We start from the raw sequence: 14,271 nt of genomic DNA on the forward strand, positions 1-14,271 counted from the left end.
GCCACTGCGCGCATCTACCAGCGATTTTTAGGAAAATCGGCTGAGGAATAAACGACATTCGTTTTACAAATAGCCTTATCCTCACTAACCCGATAAAATCATCCCAGCGATAACCGATAACAGTAAACCTTATGCTACAAACTCTCTACACCATTATCCTGTACCTCATCCAACCGTTGATTTGGCTTCGCCTGTGGCTTCGTGGCCGTAAGGCTCCGGCCTATCGTCGACGCTGGGGTGAACGCTACGGTTTTTGTGCAGAGAAGGTCAAGCCAGATGGCATCATGCTGCATTCGGTGTCGGTGGGTGAAACGCTGGCCGCTATTCCCTTAGTGAGAGCATTGCGCCATCGTTATCCCAATCTGCCGATCACAGTAACAACCATGACGCCAACCGGTTCCGAGCGCGTGCGTTCAGCGTTTGGCGACACGGTCTATCACGTTTACCTGCCTTATGATTTGCCTTGTGCTCTGAAGCGCTTTTTTGACCAGGTTCGTCCGAAAATCGTCATCATTATGGAAACTGAGCTGTGGCCAAATCTGATCGCAGAGCTGCATAAACGCGAAATTCCGCTGGTCATTGCGAATGCCCGGCTGTCAGAACGCTCTGCTGCGGGTTATAAAAAGATCGGGAAACTCATGCGCCATATCTTGCAGCGCATTACCCTCGTCGCCGCACAGAATCAGGAAGATGGTAATCGATTTATCGATCTTGGTCTGAAGCGCTCCAGCCTGAAAGTGACCGGCAGCCTCAAATTTGATATTTCCGTGACGCCAGAACTGGCGGCCAGAGCTATTACATTACGTCGACAATGGGCGCCACACCGTCCAGTATGGATAGCCACCAGTACGCACGAAGGTGAAGAAGCGATCGTTCTAGCCGCTCACCGACAGCTGCTTGCCACCTACCCTGACTTACTACTCATTCTTGTGCCTCGCCATCCAGAACGTTTCTCCACCACGCAGGCGCTGGCAGAAAATCTGGGATTCACCTACACGCTGCGCAGCAGCGGTGACCAGCCTCCTGCAAACACGCAGGTCGTTATTGGGGACACCATGGGCGAGCTGATGCTGTTATACGGTATCGCCGATCTGGCTTTTGTCGGTGGAAGCTTGGTTGAACGAGGCGGGCATAATCCGCTAGAAGCGGCAGCTCATGCGATCCCAGTATTGATGGGGCCACACACGTTCAATTTCAAAGATATCTGCAACAAACTCGATCAGGCCGACGGGCTGATTACCGTGACCGATGCAGACTCACTGGGGAAAGAAGTCGGGAAACTGCTCGCTGACGAAGATTATCGTCTTTACTATGGTCGACATGCCGTGGAAGTGTTACACCAAAACCAGGGCGCACTACAGATGCTGCTTACGCTACTGGAACCTTATTTGCCCCAGCGGACACAGTGACCGAAACAGTGAATAAAGGGCTGACGTGATGACAACCAAAGCGATTTATCCTGGAACGTTCGATCCATTAACCAATGGTCATTTGGATCTGCTGACGCGTGCATCACGCCTGTTCGACCATGTGGTGCTAGCCATCGCGGCCAGCCCGAGCAAGCATACGCTTTTCACTCTGGATGAACGTGTGGCGCTGGCAAAGGGTGCGACGCAGCATTTATCGAACGTCGAAGTGGTCGGTTTCAGCGATCTCATGGTGCACTTCGCACAACAGCAAAAAGCCAATATTCTTGTGCGTGGTTTGCGAGCCGTTGCCGATTTCGAATATGAACTCCAGCTCGCAAAAATGAATCACCACCTGATGCCGACTCTCGAAAGCGTCTTCCTGATGCCATCAGAAGAGTGGTCGTTTATTTCATCTTCTCTGGTCAAAGAAGTGGCTCGTCACGACGGTGACGTATCGCATTTCTTACCCGATGCCATCGTTAGTGCCTTAATGGAAAAGCTCCGCTGATCATCCGTTTACGGGATTAGAGAAATGACAGCCTCTTTGACATCAGCCACACTGATACTATCGATGCATTTTCCTGAATGCAGCAAGACGTGATTTACACCGATCGGATACCAACGCAAATATTTTTCTGGTCTTGCTTCAAATAAACCGACAACGGGTATCTGCAACGCCGCACCAAGGTGAACTGGTGCACTATCAGCCGAAACCACCAAATCTAATTGGCTCATCGCTGCGATAAGGTCAGGCACTGTTTCAGTATCGATACACTGAACCGTAATGCCATTAAGCGCATCTTGCTCCGGCTTCTCACCTGGACTAGAGAAAATAATGATATTGAAATTATTGCCAATTAACTTAGCAAGTGAGTACCAGTTTTCCCACGGCCAGCGACGTTCATGTGCTTTATTTGATATAAAAAATCCGATATTCGCTTTACCGTTATTTTCTAATTTTTCTGACCATTGCTTTTTTAATTCAGGATTAGGATAAATATAAAGCTTTAGATCGTCAGTGTTCGTTACACCAAGCTCGGGCACCAAATCATATCCCGCTAATATTTCATGCTTTATTGGCCGGTTAGCAATATGCTTGATGTTGCGATCGTCAAACTCTGTCTCAGCCGTGTGCCAACGCTTATCAGGAATATTCATCCATCTAGCGAACTGAATCGCATTCTTATTCATCCCACCATTAGGAATAATCAACAAATCGAAATTCAAACGCTTTAAGCGAGTAATCAACAGAAACTTATCGATTAATGAACTGATTAAACCACTGCGGTTATTTCTCTCTCGACTTTTGCTGTAAACATAATGATGCACTTCTTTTATGTCTGGGTTATCTTCAAGCGCGTATGAATTATACTTGTTCGCTAATACATGGATTTCAGCAGCCGGCCATTTTCTTTTCAGAGAATGAATCAACGCTGTAGTGCATACCATATCACCCAGAAAATCGATTCTTATCAACAAAATGCGCTGCATACTTCTTTTCCCTTAATAAGCATTATCGCCATTTGTTACTTATCTGAATTTTTATCCACAATACCGATTACTTCTGGCAGCGGCGACAGAAAAACGTGCTGCGCTGCCCATGCTTCGCGATTTCTATCGGCGTTCCGCATGTCCGACAAGGTTCACCGTTGCGGCCATAGACGCGTAGCTCCTGCGCGAAATAACCGGGTTTACCGTCTGATTGCAAGAAGTCACGCAGTGTCGTGCCACCCTGCTCAATCGAAAGCTGTAGCACCTGTTTAATCACGCCCACCAATATGGCTGCGTCGTTTTCATTTAGCGATCCAGCCGTTCTGTCAGGATGGATACCCGCCGCAAACAGCGATTCGCTCGCGTAAATATTGCCTACGCCGACGACGACCTTGTTATCCATAATCCACTGTTTGATTACCGTCTTTTTACCGCGTGAAGTCTGATAAAGGTAATCTGCAGAGAATTCTGCCTCTAACGGTTCTGGCCCGAGATGCGCCAATACCGAACAAGTCTCCGGATTATCCGTCCACAGCCAGGCACCAAAGCGCCGAGGATCGGTGTAACGCAGCACCTTACCGCTGTCCATCACCAAATCAACGTGATCGTGTTTTTCCGGCTCGCTATATTCCGGTAACACCCGCAGGCTGCCAGACATGCCAAGATGCACAATAATCCAGCCGCGAGTCAGCTCAATCAGCAGATATTTTGCCCGCCGACGCACGCTGAGCACCGGCTCATCGCTCAGCGAAAGAATCTCAGCCGATACCGGCCAGCGCAGGCGTGAGTTTCTCACTTCAGCATAAAGAATGGTGTGGCCGATAAGATACGGTGAAATCCCACGACGGCTGGTTTCAACCTCAGGTAATTCAGGCATGTGCGTCTCCTGATAAAGGTGGCTACATTAGCATAAACAGCAGGATACCATCTGTGACAGCCCGCAAGACAGGGGATGCAGCGGGAAACAGGGCAACGGCTAGCCTATTTTATCCGCAGTATTTAACACAAAGCAGTTAAAAAAAATCGACATCTGGCTGGCATATGGCGAAAAAAAACCCGACCAAGGCCGGGTTTTATCAAGAAGCAGAAATTACTTAATTTTAGCTTCTTTGTAGAGAACGTGCTGACGGACAACTGGATCGAATTTCTTCAATTCCAATTTTTCCGGCTTAGTACGTTTGTTCTTCGTAGTGGTATAGAAGTGACCAGTACCAGCAGAAGAAACAAGCTTGATCTTCTCGCGAACACCCTTAGCCATGATTCAGTTCCTTAATACTTTTCACCACGGGCACGCAGATCGGCCAAAACCGTCTCAATACCCTTCTTATCGATAACACGCATACCTTTCGCAGATACGCGCAGCGTTACAAAGCGTTTTTCACCTTCAACCCAAAAACGGTGTGAGTGCAGGTTCGGCAGAAAACGGCGTTTGGTCGCATTCATTGCGTGGGAACGGTTATTACCGGCCACCGGACGCTTGCCAGTAACTTGGCAGACTCGGGACATGTCTATTCTCCAAAAATCAAATCAGCTCGAGCTTCGTATAGGGTTTGGCCGCCTCGTCAGGCTTTAGAGCCCATCTCAGCAACTTCACTGAAAAGACTCTGTCATCAGGATAAACCTGCTGAGATAGGCTCTTAACGCCACACCCAAGATTCTCAAAGGTGGCGTAGTATACGCTCTGAAGCGTAAGTGCTCAAGTCCCGAACAGCTAAAGATCCCATTGGATCGCGGAAATATCTGTCAAATCCAGCCGCGCTCGGCAAAAGAAACGTATTCGCCATGCCCAATAACCAAATGATCGAGCACGCGGATCTCCATTAACAGACAGGCTTTGACAATCTGTTCGGTTATCGCACGGTCAGCCTGACTCGGCTCCGCTTTTCCAGACGGGTGATTATGCGCCAGTATTAGCGCGGCAGCATTTGCTTTTAGCGCTTCGCGCACAATCTCACGCGGGTGGACTTCCACACTGTTAATCGTACCAACAAACATCTCCTGATGGCGAATAACGTGGTGCTGATTGTCCAAAAATAGAACTAAAAAAACTTCACGCTCACGTCGGGACAGCAGTAGCTGCAAATATTGACCGGTCGCTTCCGGGTTCAGCATGGCATCCTCTTTCGCCAGGCGAGAGAAAAATAGCCGCCGCGACAGCTCTGCGATCGCCTTGAGCTGCGTATATTTTGATATCCCCACGCCTCTGGCATGATGAAACGCTGCCTGGTCGGCCGCCATCAGTTGATAGAGCGAGCCAAAATGCGCCAATAAGTCTTCTGCCAGCTGCATCACATGCACGCCCGGTAGCCCCGTGCGCAAAAAAATCGCCAGCAATTCAACATCCGTCAGTGATTCAGCCCCTAAGCGCACCAGTTTTTCACGCGGTGCCAATCCTTTTTCCCAGCCCATCACCTTCTCCCTATACCGCTCAACGGCATCATGTCACGCCCGTAAAAACAGGACGACACCGGCGGTAAAAGGCTGCGAAGCGCTTCGCAATCTTCTTAGGGAAACCACGGTAACCACCTTAAGATTCCTATCTGCCCGCAAGGTTATGGTAAAATGGCGCATCTTCTGACTTTCAATCGGACCATGATGATGACGGAATTTTCCAGCCTGAATGCACTCTCCGGCAAACGAATCGTGCTGGGTATCAGCGGCGGCATCGCCGCGTATAAGTGCCCGGAACTGGTGCGACGCCTGCGCGATGGCGGAGCCGACGTACGAGTTGTCATGACCTCTGCCGCTAAAGCTTTCATCACGCCACTGACGCTGCAAGCCGTCTCCGGCTACCCGGTATCAGACGACCTGCTCGACCCTGCGGCTGAAGCCTCAATGGGCCACATCGAGTTAGGAAAATGGGCTGATTTAGTCATTCTCGCCCCGGCGACTGCCGATCTGATCGCTCGAGTCGCTGCTGGCATGGCGAATGACCTGCTGACCACGATCTGTCTGGCGACATCCGCCCCTATCGCTGTTGTCCCTGCGATGAACCAGCAGATGTATCGCGCAGAGCCCACGCAGGACAACCTGCGTACGCTGGCCACGCGCGGTTTACCGATCTGGGGGCCAGATAGCGGCAGTCAGGCATGTGGCGACATTGGACCAGGCCGCATGATCGACCCAATGGAGATTGTCGGGCTGGCGCAGCGTCATTTTTCTGCCATCAACGATCTGCAACATCTGAACATTCTGGTCACCGCTGGGCCGACGAGGGAAGCGCTGGATCCCGTTCGCTTTGTTACCAATCACAGCTCCGGGAAAATGGGCTTTGCTATCGCACAGGCCACAGCCGCCCGTGGTGCGAATGTCACACTGGTCAGCGGCCCCGTTTCGCTCGCCACACCGAAGGGCGTCACACGCATTGACGTTGGCAGCGCATTGGAGATGGAGCACGCGGTGATGGAACACGCGGCCCAGCAGCACATTGTGATTGGCTGTGCGGCGGTTGCCGACTACCGTGCCAAACACATCGCCGATGAGAAGATTAAAAAACAGAACCAGCAGGGCGATGAAATGACTCTCACTCTGGTCAAAAATCCAGATATTATCGCCGGTGTCGCAGCCATGACGAAAAATCGTCCTTATGTTGTCGGGTTTGCTGCCGAAACCCAGAATGTGGAAGAATACGCCCGACAAAAACTGGCGCGTAAAAAGCTGGATCTGATTTGCGCGAACAATGTCTCTCTTTCCGGGCATGGTTTTAACAGTGAAACCAATGCGTTACACCTTTTCTGGCAAGGTGGTGACACGCCGTTGCCGCAGTGCGACAAGCGTCTTCTTGGCCAAAAATTAATCGACGAGATTATCAGCCGTTATGATGAAAAAAATCGACGTTAAGATTGTTGACCCACGCGTTGGGCAACAATTCCCGTTACCAACCTATGCCACACCGGGTTCTGCTGGGCTCGATCTGCGTGCCTGTCTGGATCAGGCGATTGAACTCAAAGCAGGGGAAACCACGCTGATTCCAACCGGACTGGCGATTCACATTGCCGATACCGGACTGGCGGCGGTGATCCTGCCTCGCTCCGGGCTGGGCCATAAGCACGGCGTGGTGCTGGGGAATCTGGTGGGGCTGATTGATTCGGACTATCAGGGACAACTGATGGTTTCCGTCTGGAACCGTGGTCAACAAACGTTTACGGTTGAGCCGGGCGAGCGCATCGCACAGATGGTTTTTGTGCCCGTCGTTCAGGCCGAATTCAATCTGGTCGAAGATTTTGTCGGCAGCGAACGTGGAGAAGGCGGCTTCGGCCACTCCGGCCGTAGCTAACGCGATCCAGCCACCCATAGTGTAAAAAATTCCTATAAGCCACAGCGCCTATCTATCCAAAAAGAAATGGCTACTGTGGCGCTAACGGGTGCTTGTCAGTCAAATATTTAGCAAGGGTCTTTTCAGACATGGCAGAAAAAGAAAATACGAAAAGGAATCGCCGCGAGGAAATTTTGCAGGCGCTGGCGCAGATGCTGGAATCCAGCGACGGTAGCCAACGCATTACCACGGCAAAACTGGCGGCGAACGTCGGCGTATCCGAAGCAGCGCTCTACCGGCATTTCCCCAGTAAAACGCGGATGTTTGATAGCCTGATTGAATTTATTGAGGACAGCCTGACCACCCGCATTAACCTGATTCTGCAAGACGAAAAAGAAACGTTTAATCGTCTTCGTCTGATTTTGCTGCTTATTTTAGGGTTTGCGGAACGGAACCCAGGGCTGACTCGCATCATGACCGGTCACGCGCTGATGTTTGAACAGGATCGCTTGCAAGGGCGTATTAACCAGCTGTTTGAACGTATTGAATCGCAGCTGCGTCAGGTGTTGCGCGAGCATAAGCTACGCGATGGCAAAGGTTTCCAGCATGATGAAACGCTGTTGGCTAGCCAGCTGTTAGCGTTTTGCGAAGGGATGCTGTCGCGCTTCATTCGCTCTGAATTCCGCTATCGTCCAACGCAAGAATTCGACACCCGTTGGCCGCTGCTGGCTGCACAGCTGAACTAAACGCCGCTCTTAGATATTAAAACCCGCCAGATATTCCTGCCGGGTCCGACCGTTGACAAACCTATTTGCCAAACGGAAACGGGGTAACGGAATAGAAGAGTAAAGCGTTTGCGCCAGGGATGGCGCAATCCGAGCTTACAGGGACGTACTTGTAGCGTCTTTACGATCTATCCGTTACTCCCGCTCTACAGGCTTTGTCAGCAACCTCGGGCTCCTGACTCACAACGTTAAATCCCGTACTGCTCACGATAGGCTTTTACTGCATCCAGATGCGCTGCCATCTCTGGTTTTTCTGCCAGATAGGCGATCAAATCCGTCAGCGTAATAATCGAAATCACCTTGCACTGATAGTCGCGTTCCACTTCCTGAATCGCGGACAGCTCGGCGCGGCCACGTTCCTGACGATCCAGCGCAATCATCACCCCCGCCAGCGTCGCCCCGTGCGCACCGATGATTTCCATCGATTCGCGAATCGCCGTACCGGCTGTAATCACGTCATCCACCAGCATCACGCGGCCCTGTAACGGACTACCAACCAGACTGCCGCCCTCACCGTGGTCTTTAGCTTCTTTGCGGTTGAAGCAGTACGGCAGGTCACGATCGTGATGTTCTGCCAGCGCGACCGCAGCGGTAGTCGCAATCGGAATACCTTTGTAAGCCGGTCCGAACAGCAAATCGAACTCCACGCCAGAATCCACCAGCGCTGCCGCATAAAAACGCCCCAGTAAGGCCAGGTCACGCCCGGTATTAAACAGCCCGGCGTTAAAGAAATAGGGGCTAATGCGCCCGGATTTCAGGGTGAACTCGCCGAACTTCAATACCTGCTTGCTGAGTGCAAACTCAATAAACTGGCGCTGGTAGGCTTTCATTACTGCATCTCCTCGTCTTCAGATATAAAAAAAGCGACCAATTGGTCGCTTATAAAATCAATCGATTAAGGCGGCTTTCTGCGCCTGAACGATGGTATCAATTCCCCCTCGGGCTAGCGCCAGCAGGGTGAGCAATTCTTCGTGGCTGAACGGCTCGCCTTCGGCCGTCCCTTGCACTTCAATCATGCGGCCGTCTTCGGTCATGACCACATTCATGTCGGTTTCCGCAGCGGAATCTTCCACGTATTCCAGATCGCACAGCGCTTCGCCGTTCACGATGCCGACGGAAACGGCGGCGATCATGCCTTTCATCGGGTTCTTTTTCAGCTTACCTTTGGCAACCATCTGGTTCAGCGCATCGGCCAGCGCCACGCAGGCACCGGTGATGGACGCCGTACGCGTGCCGCCGTCCGCCTGCAAGACATCGCAGTCGAGCGTAATAGTGTACTCACCGAGCACTTTCAGGTCGATTGCCGCACGCAGGGAACGTGCAATCAGGCGCTGAATCTCCAGCGTCCGACCGCCCTGCTTACCTTTGGCGGCTTCACGCGAGTTACGGCTGTGCGTCGCACGCGGCAGCATGCCGTATTCGGCGGTGACCCATCCTTGTCCCTGGCCTTTCAGAAAGCGCGGAACACCCTCTTCTACCGTGGCATTGCATAACACTTTGGTATCGCCAAATTCGACTAAAACGGAACCTTCAGCGTGTTTCGTGTAATGACGGGTGAATGTAAGGGGGCGTACTTGCTGTGCACTTCGGCCTGTTGGGCGCATGGCTCATCTCCGGTGGGTCAATGAAAACTGCCGCGTATTATACACGAAATCACTCGCGTTGCGGGAAAGCGGCATCAGAAAGCCATACCTTGAACTTATGGTATAACCTGAGGTTATACCCTACTGATGAACAAGTATTCGTCAGTGATGATGCATCATGAAATAGTCCGTTCATCCCCTGAGCGTTGATGAGAAAAAATCATGATGCGGCATATGCAAATTGAAACGGTCAATCTGCCACTAGCCCGTCCTATGGCGGCTGAAAACGGGACGCGTCGTGCGGTCACCGTTATCCGCGTCGCGTTGGAAGAAAAAGGATTTATTGGACAAGGCGAATGTACGCCAGTCGCCCATTATGGCGAGTCCGCCGACAGCGTATGTCGCCAGCTCTCTGCGGTCCGTGAGGCAATAGAACACGGCCTGACCATCGAACAGCTCCAGAAAGATTTATCGCCGGGTGCGGCCAGAAATGCGCTGGACTGCGCCCTGTGGCGGCTCAACACCGCATTGGAAAAAAAGACGCTATGGCAGCGCATCGGCATTCATCCCCCTACGTCCGTGGTCTGTGCGCAAACGTTGGCGCTCGACAGCGTGGAGAGAATGGCCGCTGCCGCCTCCAATGCCGTTTCCCACGGTGCCCTGCTGCTGAAAATCAAACTGGATCGCGAATTGATTCTGGAGAAGGTTGCCGCCATTCGTGCTGCCGCGCCTAACGCCAGATTGATTGTCGACGCGAGAGCAAGCTGGAGCGGGCTGGATTTACATAGCCTGTCCACCGCTCTGCTGCCTTATCAGATCGCCATGATTGAGCAACCGCTCCCTGTCGGTAAAGACGAGGATTTACAGCGATTTTCTCACCCGATTCCGATCTGTGCGGACGAAAGCTGCCGCCACAGCGGAGACATCGTCGGGCTACGCCGTCGTTACGACATGATCAACATCAAACTGGACAAGTGTGGCGGACTGACTGAAGCGCTGGCGATGGTGCGCGAAGCCCACTTTCACGGCTTACGCATTATGGTCGGCTGCACGCTGGGCTCGTCAATGGCGATGGAAGCCGCCCTGCCCGTCGCCGCCGATGCCGAACACGTCGATCTCGACGGCCCTATTTGGCTGGCCGCCGACAGTTCGCCTTATCTGACCTATAACCTTGGCCGAATTTGGCTATGACGCCATCAACCGCCGTAACCATCAAATCATCAACCGGAGTGACCATGACGGATATCATGCACGCGGGTGCCGCCACAGCACCCGGTAACGCCCCCAGGCCTGTACTGGAAATCGACGATCTGAGCGTCAGCTTTAGCGGCCGTTCCGGCACGCATCAGGCGCTAAAAGGCATTTCCTTTACCGTGAATAAAGGGGAAGTGGTCGCCGTGGTCGGCGAAAGTGGTTCAGGCAAGTCCGTGACTTCGCTCGCCGTGATGGGGCTGCTGGCGGACTCTGCCAACATCGAACGCGGTGCGCTCCGTTTCACCGCACGCGACGGCCAGCAGCATGACCTGCTGAGCATGAAAGCGGAAGCGCGTCGTAAGCTGCGCGGTCGCGATCTCGCCATGATTTTTCAGGAGCCGATGACCTCACTTAATCCGGTACTGAAAGTCGGCGATCAGCTCACGGAAGCGCTGCTTGACCACAAAATCTGCGATGCGGCTAGCGCGGACAAAAAAGCCCGTGAGCTGCTGCACAAGGTGCGCATCGCAGACGTCGATCGCGTGATGAAAAGCTATCCGCACTCGCTGTCCGGCGGAATGCGCCAGCGTGTGATGATTGCACAGGCGCTGGCCTGCGATCCGCAACTGTTGATTGCCGATGAACCGACCACTGCGCTGGACGTCACCGTGCAGGCACGCATTCTGCAAATCCTGCGCGACCTGCAACAGCAGAGCGACATGTCGGTGCTGTTTATCACGCACGACATGGGCGTGGTGGCGGAAATCGCCGATCGCGTGGTGGTGATGTACCGCGGCGAGATCGTGGAGCAAGGCACCGTCGAACAGATTTTTGCCGCACCGCAGCACCCTTATACCCAATCGCTGCTGGCCGCTGTACCGAAGCTGGGCGACATGCGCGATAGCCTCTGGCCAAAGCGCTTTCCTTTACTAGGGCAGGCTGCCGATCCAGAAAATAGTGAGCAGGTTACCGCCCGCTATGACGCCGAGCCGCTGTTGGATATTCGCGGGCTGCGGGTTTATTACCCCATTCGCAGCGGGATTTTATCCACCATCACTCACCACGTTCATGCGGTAGAGCAGATTGATTTCAACGTCTGGCCAGGTGAAACGCTGGCTATCGTGGGGGAAAGCGGCTGTGGTAAATCCACCACCGGACGTGCCCTGCTGCGTCTGGTACAGAGCCAAGCCGAAAGCATTCATTTTCAGGGTAACGAAATTTCCCAGATGAAAGAGCGGGAATTCCAGCCGCTGCGCCGGGAAATGCAGATGGTGTTTCAAGACCCGTACGCCTCGCTCAACCCGCGCCTGACGGTCGGCTTCACCATCGCCGAACCGCTGCTGCTGCACGGGTTAGTGAAATCGCTGGAAGAAGCGACACCGCAGGTGCAGGCGCTGTTAAAAAGCGTCGGTCTACTGCCAGAGCACGCGCGCCGTTATCCGCACGAGTTTTCCGGCGGGCAGCGTCAGCGTATCGCGATTGCCCGCGCGATGGCGCTACAGCCACAGGTCATCATTGCTGACGAAGCCGTTTCGGCGCTCGATGTGTCGATTCAGGCACAGGTCGTCAACCTGATGATGGATCTCCAGAAGAAAACCGGCGTGTCGTGGATTTTCATCTCGCACGATATGGCGGTTGTCGAGCGTATCGCCAACCGCGTCGCGGTGATGTACCTCGGCCAGATTGTGGAGATCGGCCCGCGCCAGTCGGTGTTTAACGACCCGCAGCATCCGTATACCCGCCGCCTGTTGGCTTCGGTTCCGATTGCCGATCCAACCCGTCGCGGCACACGCCAGTTTGACGACAGCGAAATCCCCTCCCCCTTGCGTAAAGCAGGCGAGGCCGTCGCCAAAACGCGCTACCGAGAGGTTGCGCCGCAGCACTGGGTCGCCGACAACGAATCGGCAGCCTGAAACACGACGTCATGACAAAAAAATAGCCACAAAAAATAGCCATAAAACACAACACACGTTCAATACTGACCAGGAGAGAAACCATGAAGCCATTCGTTCGCCGCTCTGCCGTTGCCCTCGGGCTCTCACTGTGTCTGGCGGCTGTAGCCCAGGCGCAAGACCTTCGCATTTCTATCTATGCCGATATCACCGGGCTCGACCCGCACGATACCTCGGACACGCTGAGCTACTCCATTCAGAGCGGCATCTTCGAGCGTCTGTTCCAGTTCGATAATAAAATGAAGCTGGTGCCGCGTCTGGCAACAGGCTACACCAGTAATGACACCGCCACCGAGTTCGTCGTGACGCTGCGCGAAGGCATCACCTTCCAGGACGGCGCGCCGTTCAACGCCGACGCCGTTAAAGCTAACCTCGACCGTCTGGCCGATCAGAGCAAGGGCTTAAAGCGCAACAGCCTGTTTAACATGGTGCAAACCGTCACCGTGCTGTCGCCGACGCAGGTCAAAATCGAGCTGAACAAATCTTTCGGTGCCTTTGTGAACACGCTGGCGCACCCGTCTGCCGTTATGCACAGCCCGGAAGCACTGAAGAAATACCCAGACGAAGCACAGTTGCGCGTGAACCCAGTCGGTACTGGCCCGTTCAAATTCACCGAATGGCAGCAGGGTAAAGACGTGAAGCTGGTGAAATTCGACAACTACTGGCAGAAAGGCTGGCCAAAAGTCGACAGCGTGACCTTCTACCCGACGCCGGAAGATTCCACCCGCGTGGCGTCACTGAAATCCGGTCAGGTGGATGCCGTTTATCCACTGCCTTCCGATCTGATCGGCACCGTACAAAACGACAGCAAGCTGGCGATTCAGCGCGACCCGAGTATTTATCAATTCTGGCTGGCGATGAACAACCTGCGTCCGCCGCTGAACGATATCCGCGTGCGTCAGGCGCTCAACTACGCCATCAACCGCGACATCTGGCTGAAAGTCGGCTTTGCCGGCATGGGCGTTCCTGCCTCCTCTGCGATGGCTCCGGACGTGCAGTTCTTCGCACGCCAAAGCTCACCGAACTACACCTATAACCCAGAAAAAGCCAAGGCGCTGCTGAAAGAAGCGGGCTACGCCAATGGCCTGAGCCTGAAGCTGTGGACAACGAACCGCACCGACTACATCCGTAGCGCGCAGTTCTTCAAACAGCAGTTAGAGCAGGTCGGCATCAAGGTCACCGTCACCCCGATGGATTCCGGGATGCGTAACGCCAAGCTGTTTGGCGTAAAAGATCCGAAAGACGCCGAATTTGACCTGTTCTACAACGGCTGGTCTCCATCTACCGGTGATGCTGACTGGGCACTGCGTCCGCTGTTCGCAACTGAGTCCTGGGTTCCGGTTGCGTATAACGTTTCCTACTACAGCAATCCGGTAACGGATAAAGCGATTACCGCTGGGTTGGCGACGGCCGATACCGACAAACGTGCTGCGGCTTATGCTGATGCACAGCGTCAGATTTGGCAGGATGCACCGGTGGTCTTCCTGGGCTCGCCGGATAACGTTGTCGGCAAAACCAAGAACCTCAACGGCGTGTACATGCTGGCTGATGGCTCACTGATCTTCGATCAGGCTGAATTTAAGTAATCGGTCAGGGAGAACG

The 14,271-nt window shown here is 53.5% G+C and carries 15 protein-coding genes; 8 read left to right on the forward strand and 7 right to left on the reverse strand.

Translation table 11 applies throughout. The features are described from left to right. Positions 1-131: 131 nt before the first annotated feature. Together waaA and coaD are read left to right on the forward strand one after the other, a co-directional pair. Entirely contained in the window at positions 132-1,409 is a 1,278-nt protein-coding gene (waaA, locus tag QWJ20_RS18870) for a lipid IV(A) 3-deoxy-D-manno-octulosonic acid transferase (RefSeq protein ID WP_127156613.1), read from the forward strand. A 28-nt stretch (positions 1,410-1,437) separates the two neighbouring features. Then, positions 1,438-1,917, forward strand: a complete 480-nt coding sequence (coaD, locus tag QWJ20_RS18875; protein ID WP_125233303.1) for a pantetheine-phosphate adenylyltransferase — start codon at positions 1,438-1,440, stop codon at positions 1,915-1,917. Positions 1,918-1,925: 8 nt separating this feature from the next. On the opposite strand, the gene QWJ20_RS18880 is transcribed toward coaD, so the two are convergent. From QWJ20_RS18880 to radC, 5 genes are all read right to left on the reverse strand, one after another. Beyond that, a complete protein-coding gene (locus tag QWJ20_RS18880; protein ID WP_433993221.1) occupies positions 1,926-2,900 on the reverse strand; it encodes a glycosyltransferase family 9 protein in 975 nt (324 codons plus the stop codon). A 67-nt stretch (positions 2,901-2,967) separates the two neighbouring features. Then, positions 2,968-3,777 carry a bifunctional DNA-formamidopyrimidine glycosylase/DNA-(apurinic or apyrimidinic site) lyase gene (gene mutM, locus QWJ20_RS18885; protein ID WP_433993222.1) on the reverse strand — a complete coding sequence of 270 codons (810 nt, stop codon included), beginning with the start codon at positions 3,775-3,777 and terminating at the stop codon, positions 2,968-2,970. A gap of 213 nt (positions 3,778-3,990) precedes the next feature. Then, positions 3,991-4,158 carry a 50S ribosomal protein L33 gene (rpmG, locus tag QWJ20_RS18890; protein WP_002208990.1) on the reverse strand — a complete coding sequence of 56 codons (168 nt, stop codon included), beginning with the start codon at positions 4,156-4,158 and terminating at the stop codon, positions 3,991-3,993. A gap of 11 nt (positions 4,159-4,169) precedes the next feature. After that, positions 4,170-4,406, reverse strand: a complete 237-nt coding sequence (rpmB, locus tag QWJ20_RS18895) for a 50S ribosomal protein L28 (protein WP_039278630.1) — start codon at positions 4,404-4,406, stop codon at positions 4,170-4,172. A 237-nt stretch (positions 4,407-4,643) separates the two neighbouring features. Then, entirely contained in the window at positions 4,644-5,309 is a 666-nt protein-coding gene (radC, locus tag QWJ20_RS18900) for a RadC family protein (RefSeq protein ID WP_095701190.1), read from the reverse strand. 153 nt (positions 5,310-5,462) lie between these two features. On the opposite strand from radC, the gene coaBC reads away from it, so the two are divergent. From coaBC to slmA, 3 genes are all read left to right on the forward strand, one after another. Then, complete coding sequence (coaBC, locus tag QWJ20_RS18905; protein WP_433993223.1) at positions 5,463-6,740, forward strand: bifunctional phosphopantothenoylcysteine decarboxylase/phosphopantothenate--cysteine ligase CoaBC; 1,278 nt, start codon at positions 5,463-5,465, stop codon at positions 6,738-6,740. Continuing rightward, positions 6,718-7,176, forward strand: a complete 459-nt coding sequence (gene dut / locus QWJ20_RS18910) for a dUTP diphosphatase (protein WP_010285710.1) — start codon at positions 6,718-6,720, stop codon at positions 7,174-7,176. The genes coaBC and dut overlap by 23 nt, the downstream gene beginning before the upstream one ends. A gap of 128 nt (positions 7,177-7,304) precedes the next feature. Continuing rightward, positions 7,305-7,901, forward strand: coding sequence for a nucleoid occlusion factor SlmA (gene slmA, locus QWJ20_RS18915; RefSeq protein ID WP_005967978.1), 597 nt, complete (start codon positions 7,305-7,307; stop codon positions 7,899-7,901). 227 nt (positions 7,902-8,128) lie between these two features. Here slmA and pyrE read toward each other — a convergent pair whose 3' ends face one another. Together pyrE and rph are read right to left on the reverse strand one after the other, a co-directional pair. Then, positions 8,129-8,770 (reverse strand): orotate phosphoribosyltransferase, encoded by a 642-nt coding sequence (pyrE, locus tag QWJ20_RS18920; RefSeq protein ID WP_095993161.1) that lies wholly within the window; start codon positions 8,768-8,770, stop codon positions 8,129-8,131. 57 nt (positions 8,771-8,827) lie between these two features. Next, complete coding sequence (gene rph, locus QWJ20_RS18925) at positions 8,828-9,544, reverse strand: ribonuclease PH (RefSeq protein WP_014913743.1); 717 nt, start codon at positions 9,542-9,544, stop codon at positions 8,828-8,830. Positions 9,545-9,748: 204 nt separating this feature from the next. Between rph and ycjG the strand changes: the two genes are divergently transcribed. From ycjG to QWJ20_RS18940, 3 genes are all read left to right on the forward strand, one after another. After that, positions 9,749-10,714 carry an L-Ala-D/L-Glu epimerase gene (gene ycjG, locus QWJ20_RS18930; RefSeq protein WP_433993279.1) on the forward strand — a complete coding sequence of 322 codons (966 nt, stop codon included), beginning with the start codon at positions 9,749-9,751 and terminating at the stop codon, positions 10,712-10,714. Positions 10,715-10,758: 44 nt separating this feature from the next. Then, on the forward strand, positions 10,759-12,630 hold the full coding sequence (locus QWJ20_RS18935) for an ABC transporter ATP-binding protein (RefSeq protein WP_433993224.1): 1,872 nt from the start codon (positions 10,759-10,761) through the stop codon (positions 12,628-12,630). A gap of 83 nt (positions 12,631-12,713) precedes the next feature. Continuing rightward, positions 12,714-14,255: a glutathione ABC transporter substrate-binding protein gene (locus tag QWJ20_RS18940; protein ID WP_039513385.1), complete on the forward strand. Its 1,542-nt coding sequence runs from the start codon at positions 12,714-12,716 to the stop codon at positions 14,253-14,255. The last annotated feature ends 16 nt before the right edge of the window (positions 14,256-14,271 follow it).

This window comes from Pectobacterium sp. S5 (genome assembly GCF_051707265.1).
GTDB classification, from domain to species: Bacteria; Pseudomonadota; Gammaproteobacteria; order Enterobacterales; family Enterobacteriaceae; genus Pectobacterium; species Pectobacterium polare.

Coding starts and splice junctions, on each gene's coding strand:
- dut (WP_010285710.1), top strand. CDS start 6,718: ATGATGAAAAAAATCGACGTTAAGATTGTTGACCCACGCGTTGGGCAA.
- coaD (WP_125233303.1), top strand. CDS start 1,438: ATGACAACCAAAGCGATTTATCCTGGAACGTTCGATCCATTAACCAAT.
- rpmG (WP_002208990.1), bottom strand. CDS start 4,158: ATGGCTAAGGGTGTTCGCGAGAAGATCAAGCTTGTTTCTTCTGCTGGT.
- mutM (WP_433993222.1), bottom strand. CDS start 3,777: ATGCCTGAATTACCTGAGGTTGAAACCAGCCGTCGTGGGATTTCACCG.
- pyrE (WP_095993161.1), bottom strand. CDS start 8,770: ATGAAAGCCTACCAGCGCCAGTTTATTGAGTTTGCACTCAGCAAGCAG.
- slmA (WP_005967978.1), top strand. CDS start 7,305: ATGGCAGAAAAAGAAAATACGAAAAGGAATCGCCGCGAGGAAATTTTG.
- rph (WP_014913743.1), bottom strand. CDS start 9,544: ATGCGCCCAACAGGCCGAAGTGCACAGCAAGTACGCCCCCTTACATTC.
- rpmB (WP_039278630.1), bottom strand. CDS start 4,406: ATGTCCCGAGTCTGCCAAGTTACTGGCAAGCGTCCGGTGGCCGGTAAT.
- radC (WP_095701190.1), bottom strand. CDS start 5,309: ATGGGCTGGGAAAAAGGATTGGCACCGCGTGAAAAACTGGTGCGCTTA.
- QWJ20_RS18935 (WP_433993224.1), top strand. CDS start 10,759: ATGACGGATATCATGCACGCGGGTGCCGCCACAGCACCCGGTAACGCC.
- QWJ20_RS18940 (WP_039513385.1), top strand. CDS start 12,714: ATGAAGCCATTCGTTCGCCGCTCTGCCGTTGCCCTCGGGCTCTCACTG.
- waaA (WP_127156613.1), top strand. CDS start 132: ATGCTACAAACTCTCTACACCATTATCCTGTACCTCATCCAACCGTTG.
- QWJ20_RS18880 (WP_433993221.1), bottom strand. CDS start 2,900: ATGCAGCGCATTTTGTTGATAAGAATCGATTTTCTGGGTGATATGGTA.
- ycjG (WP_433993279.1), top strand. CDS start 9,749: ATGCGGCATATGCAAATTGAAACGGTCAATCTGCCACTAGCCCGTCCT.
- coaBC (WP_433993223.1), top strand. CDS start 5,463: ATGGCGCATCTTCTGACTTTCAATCGGACCATGATGATGACGGAATTT.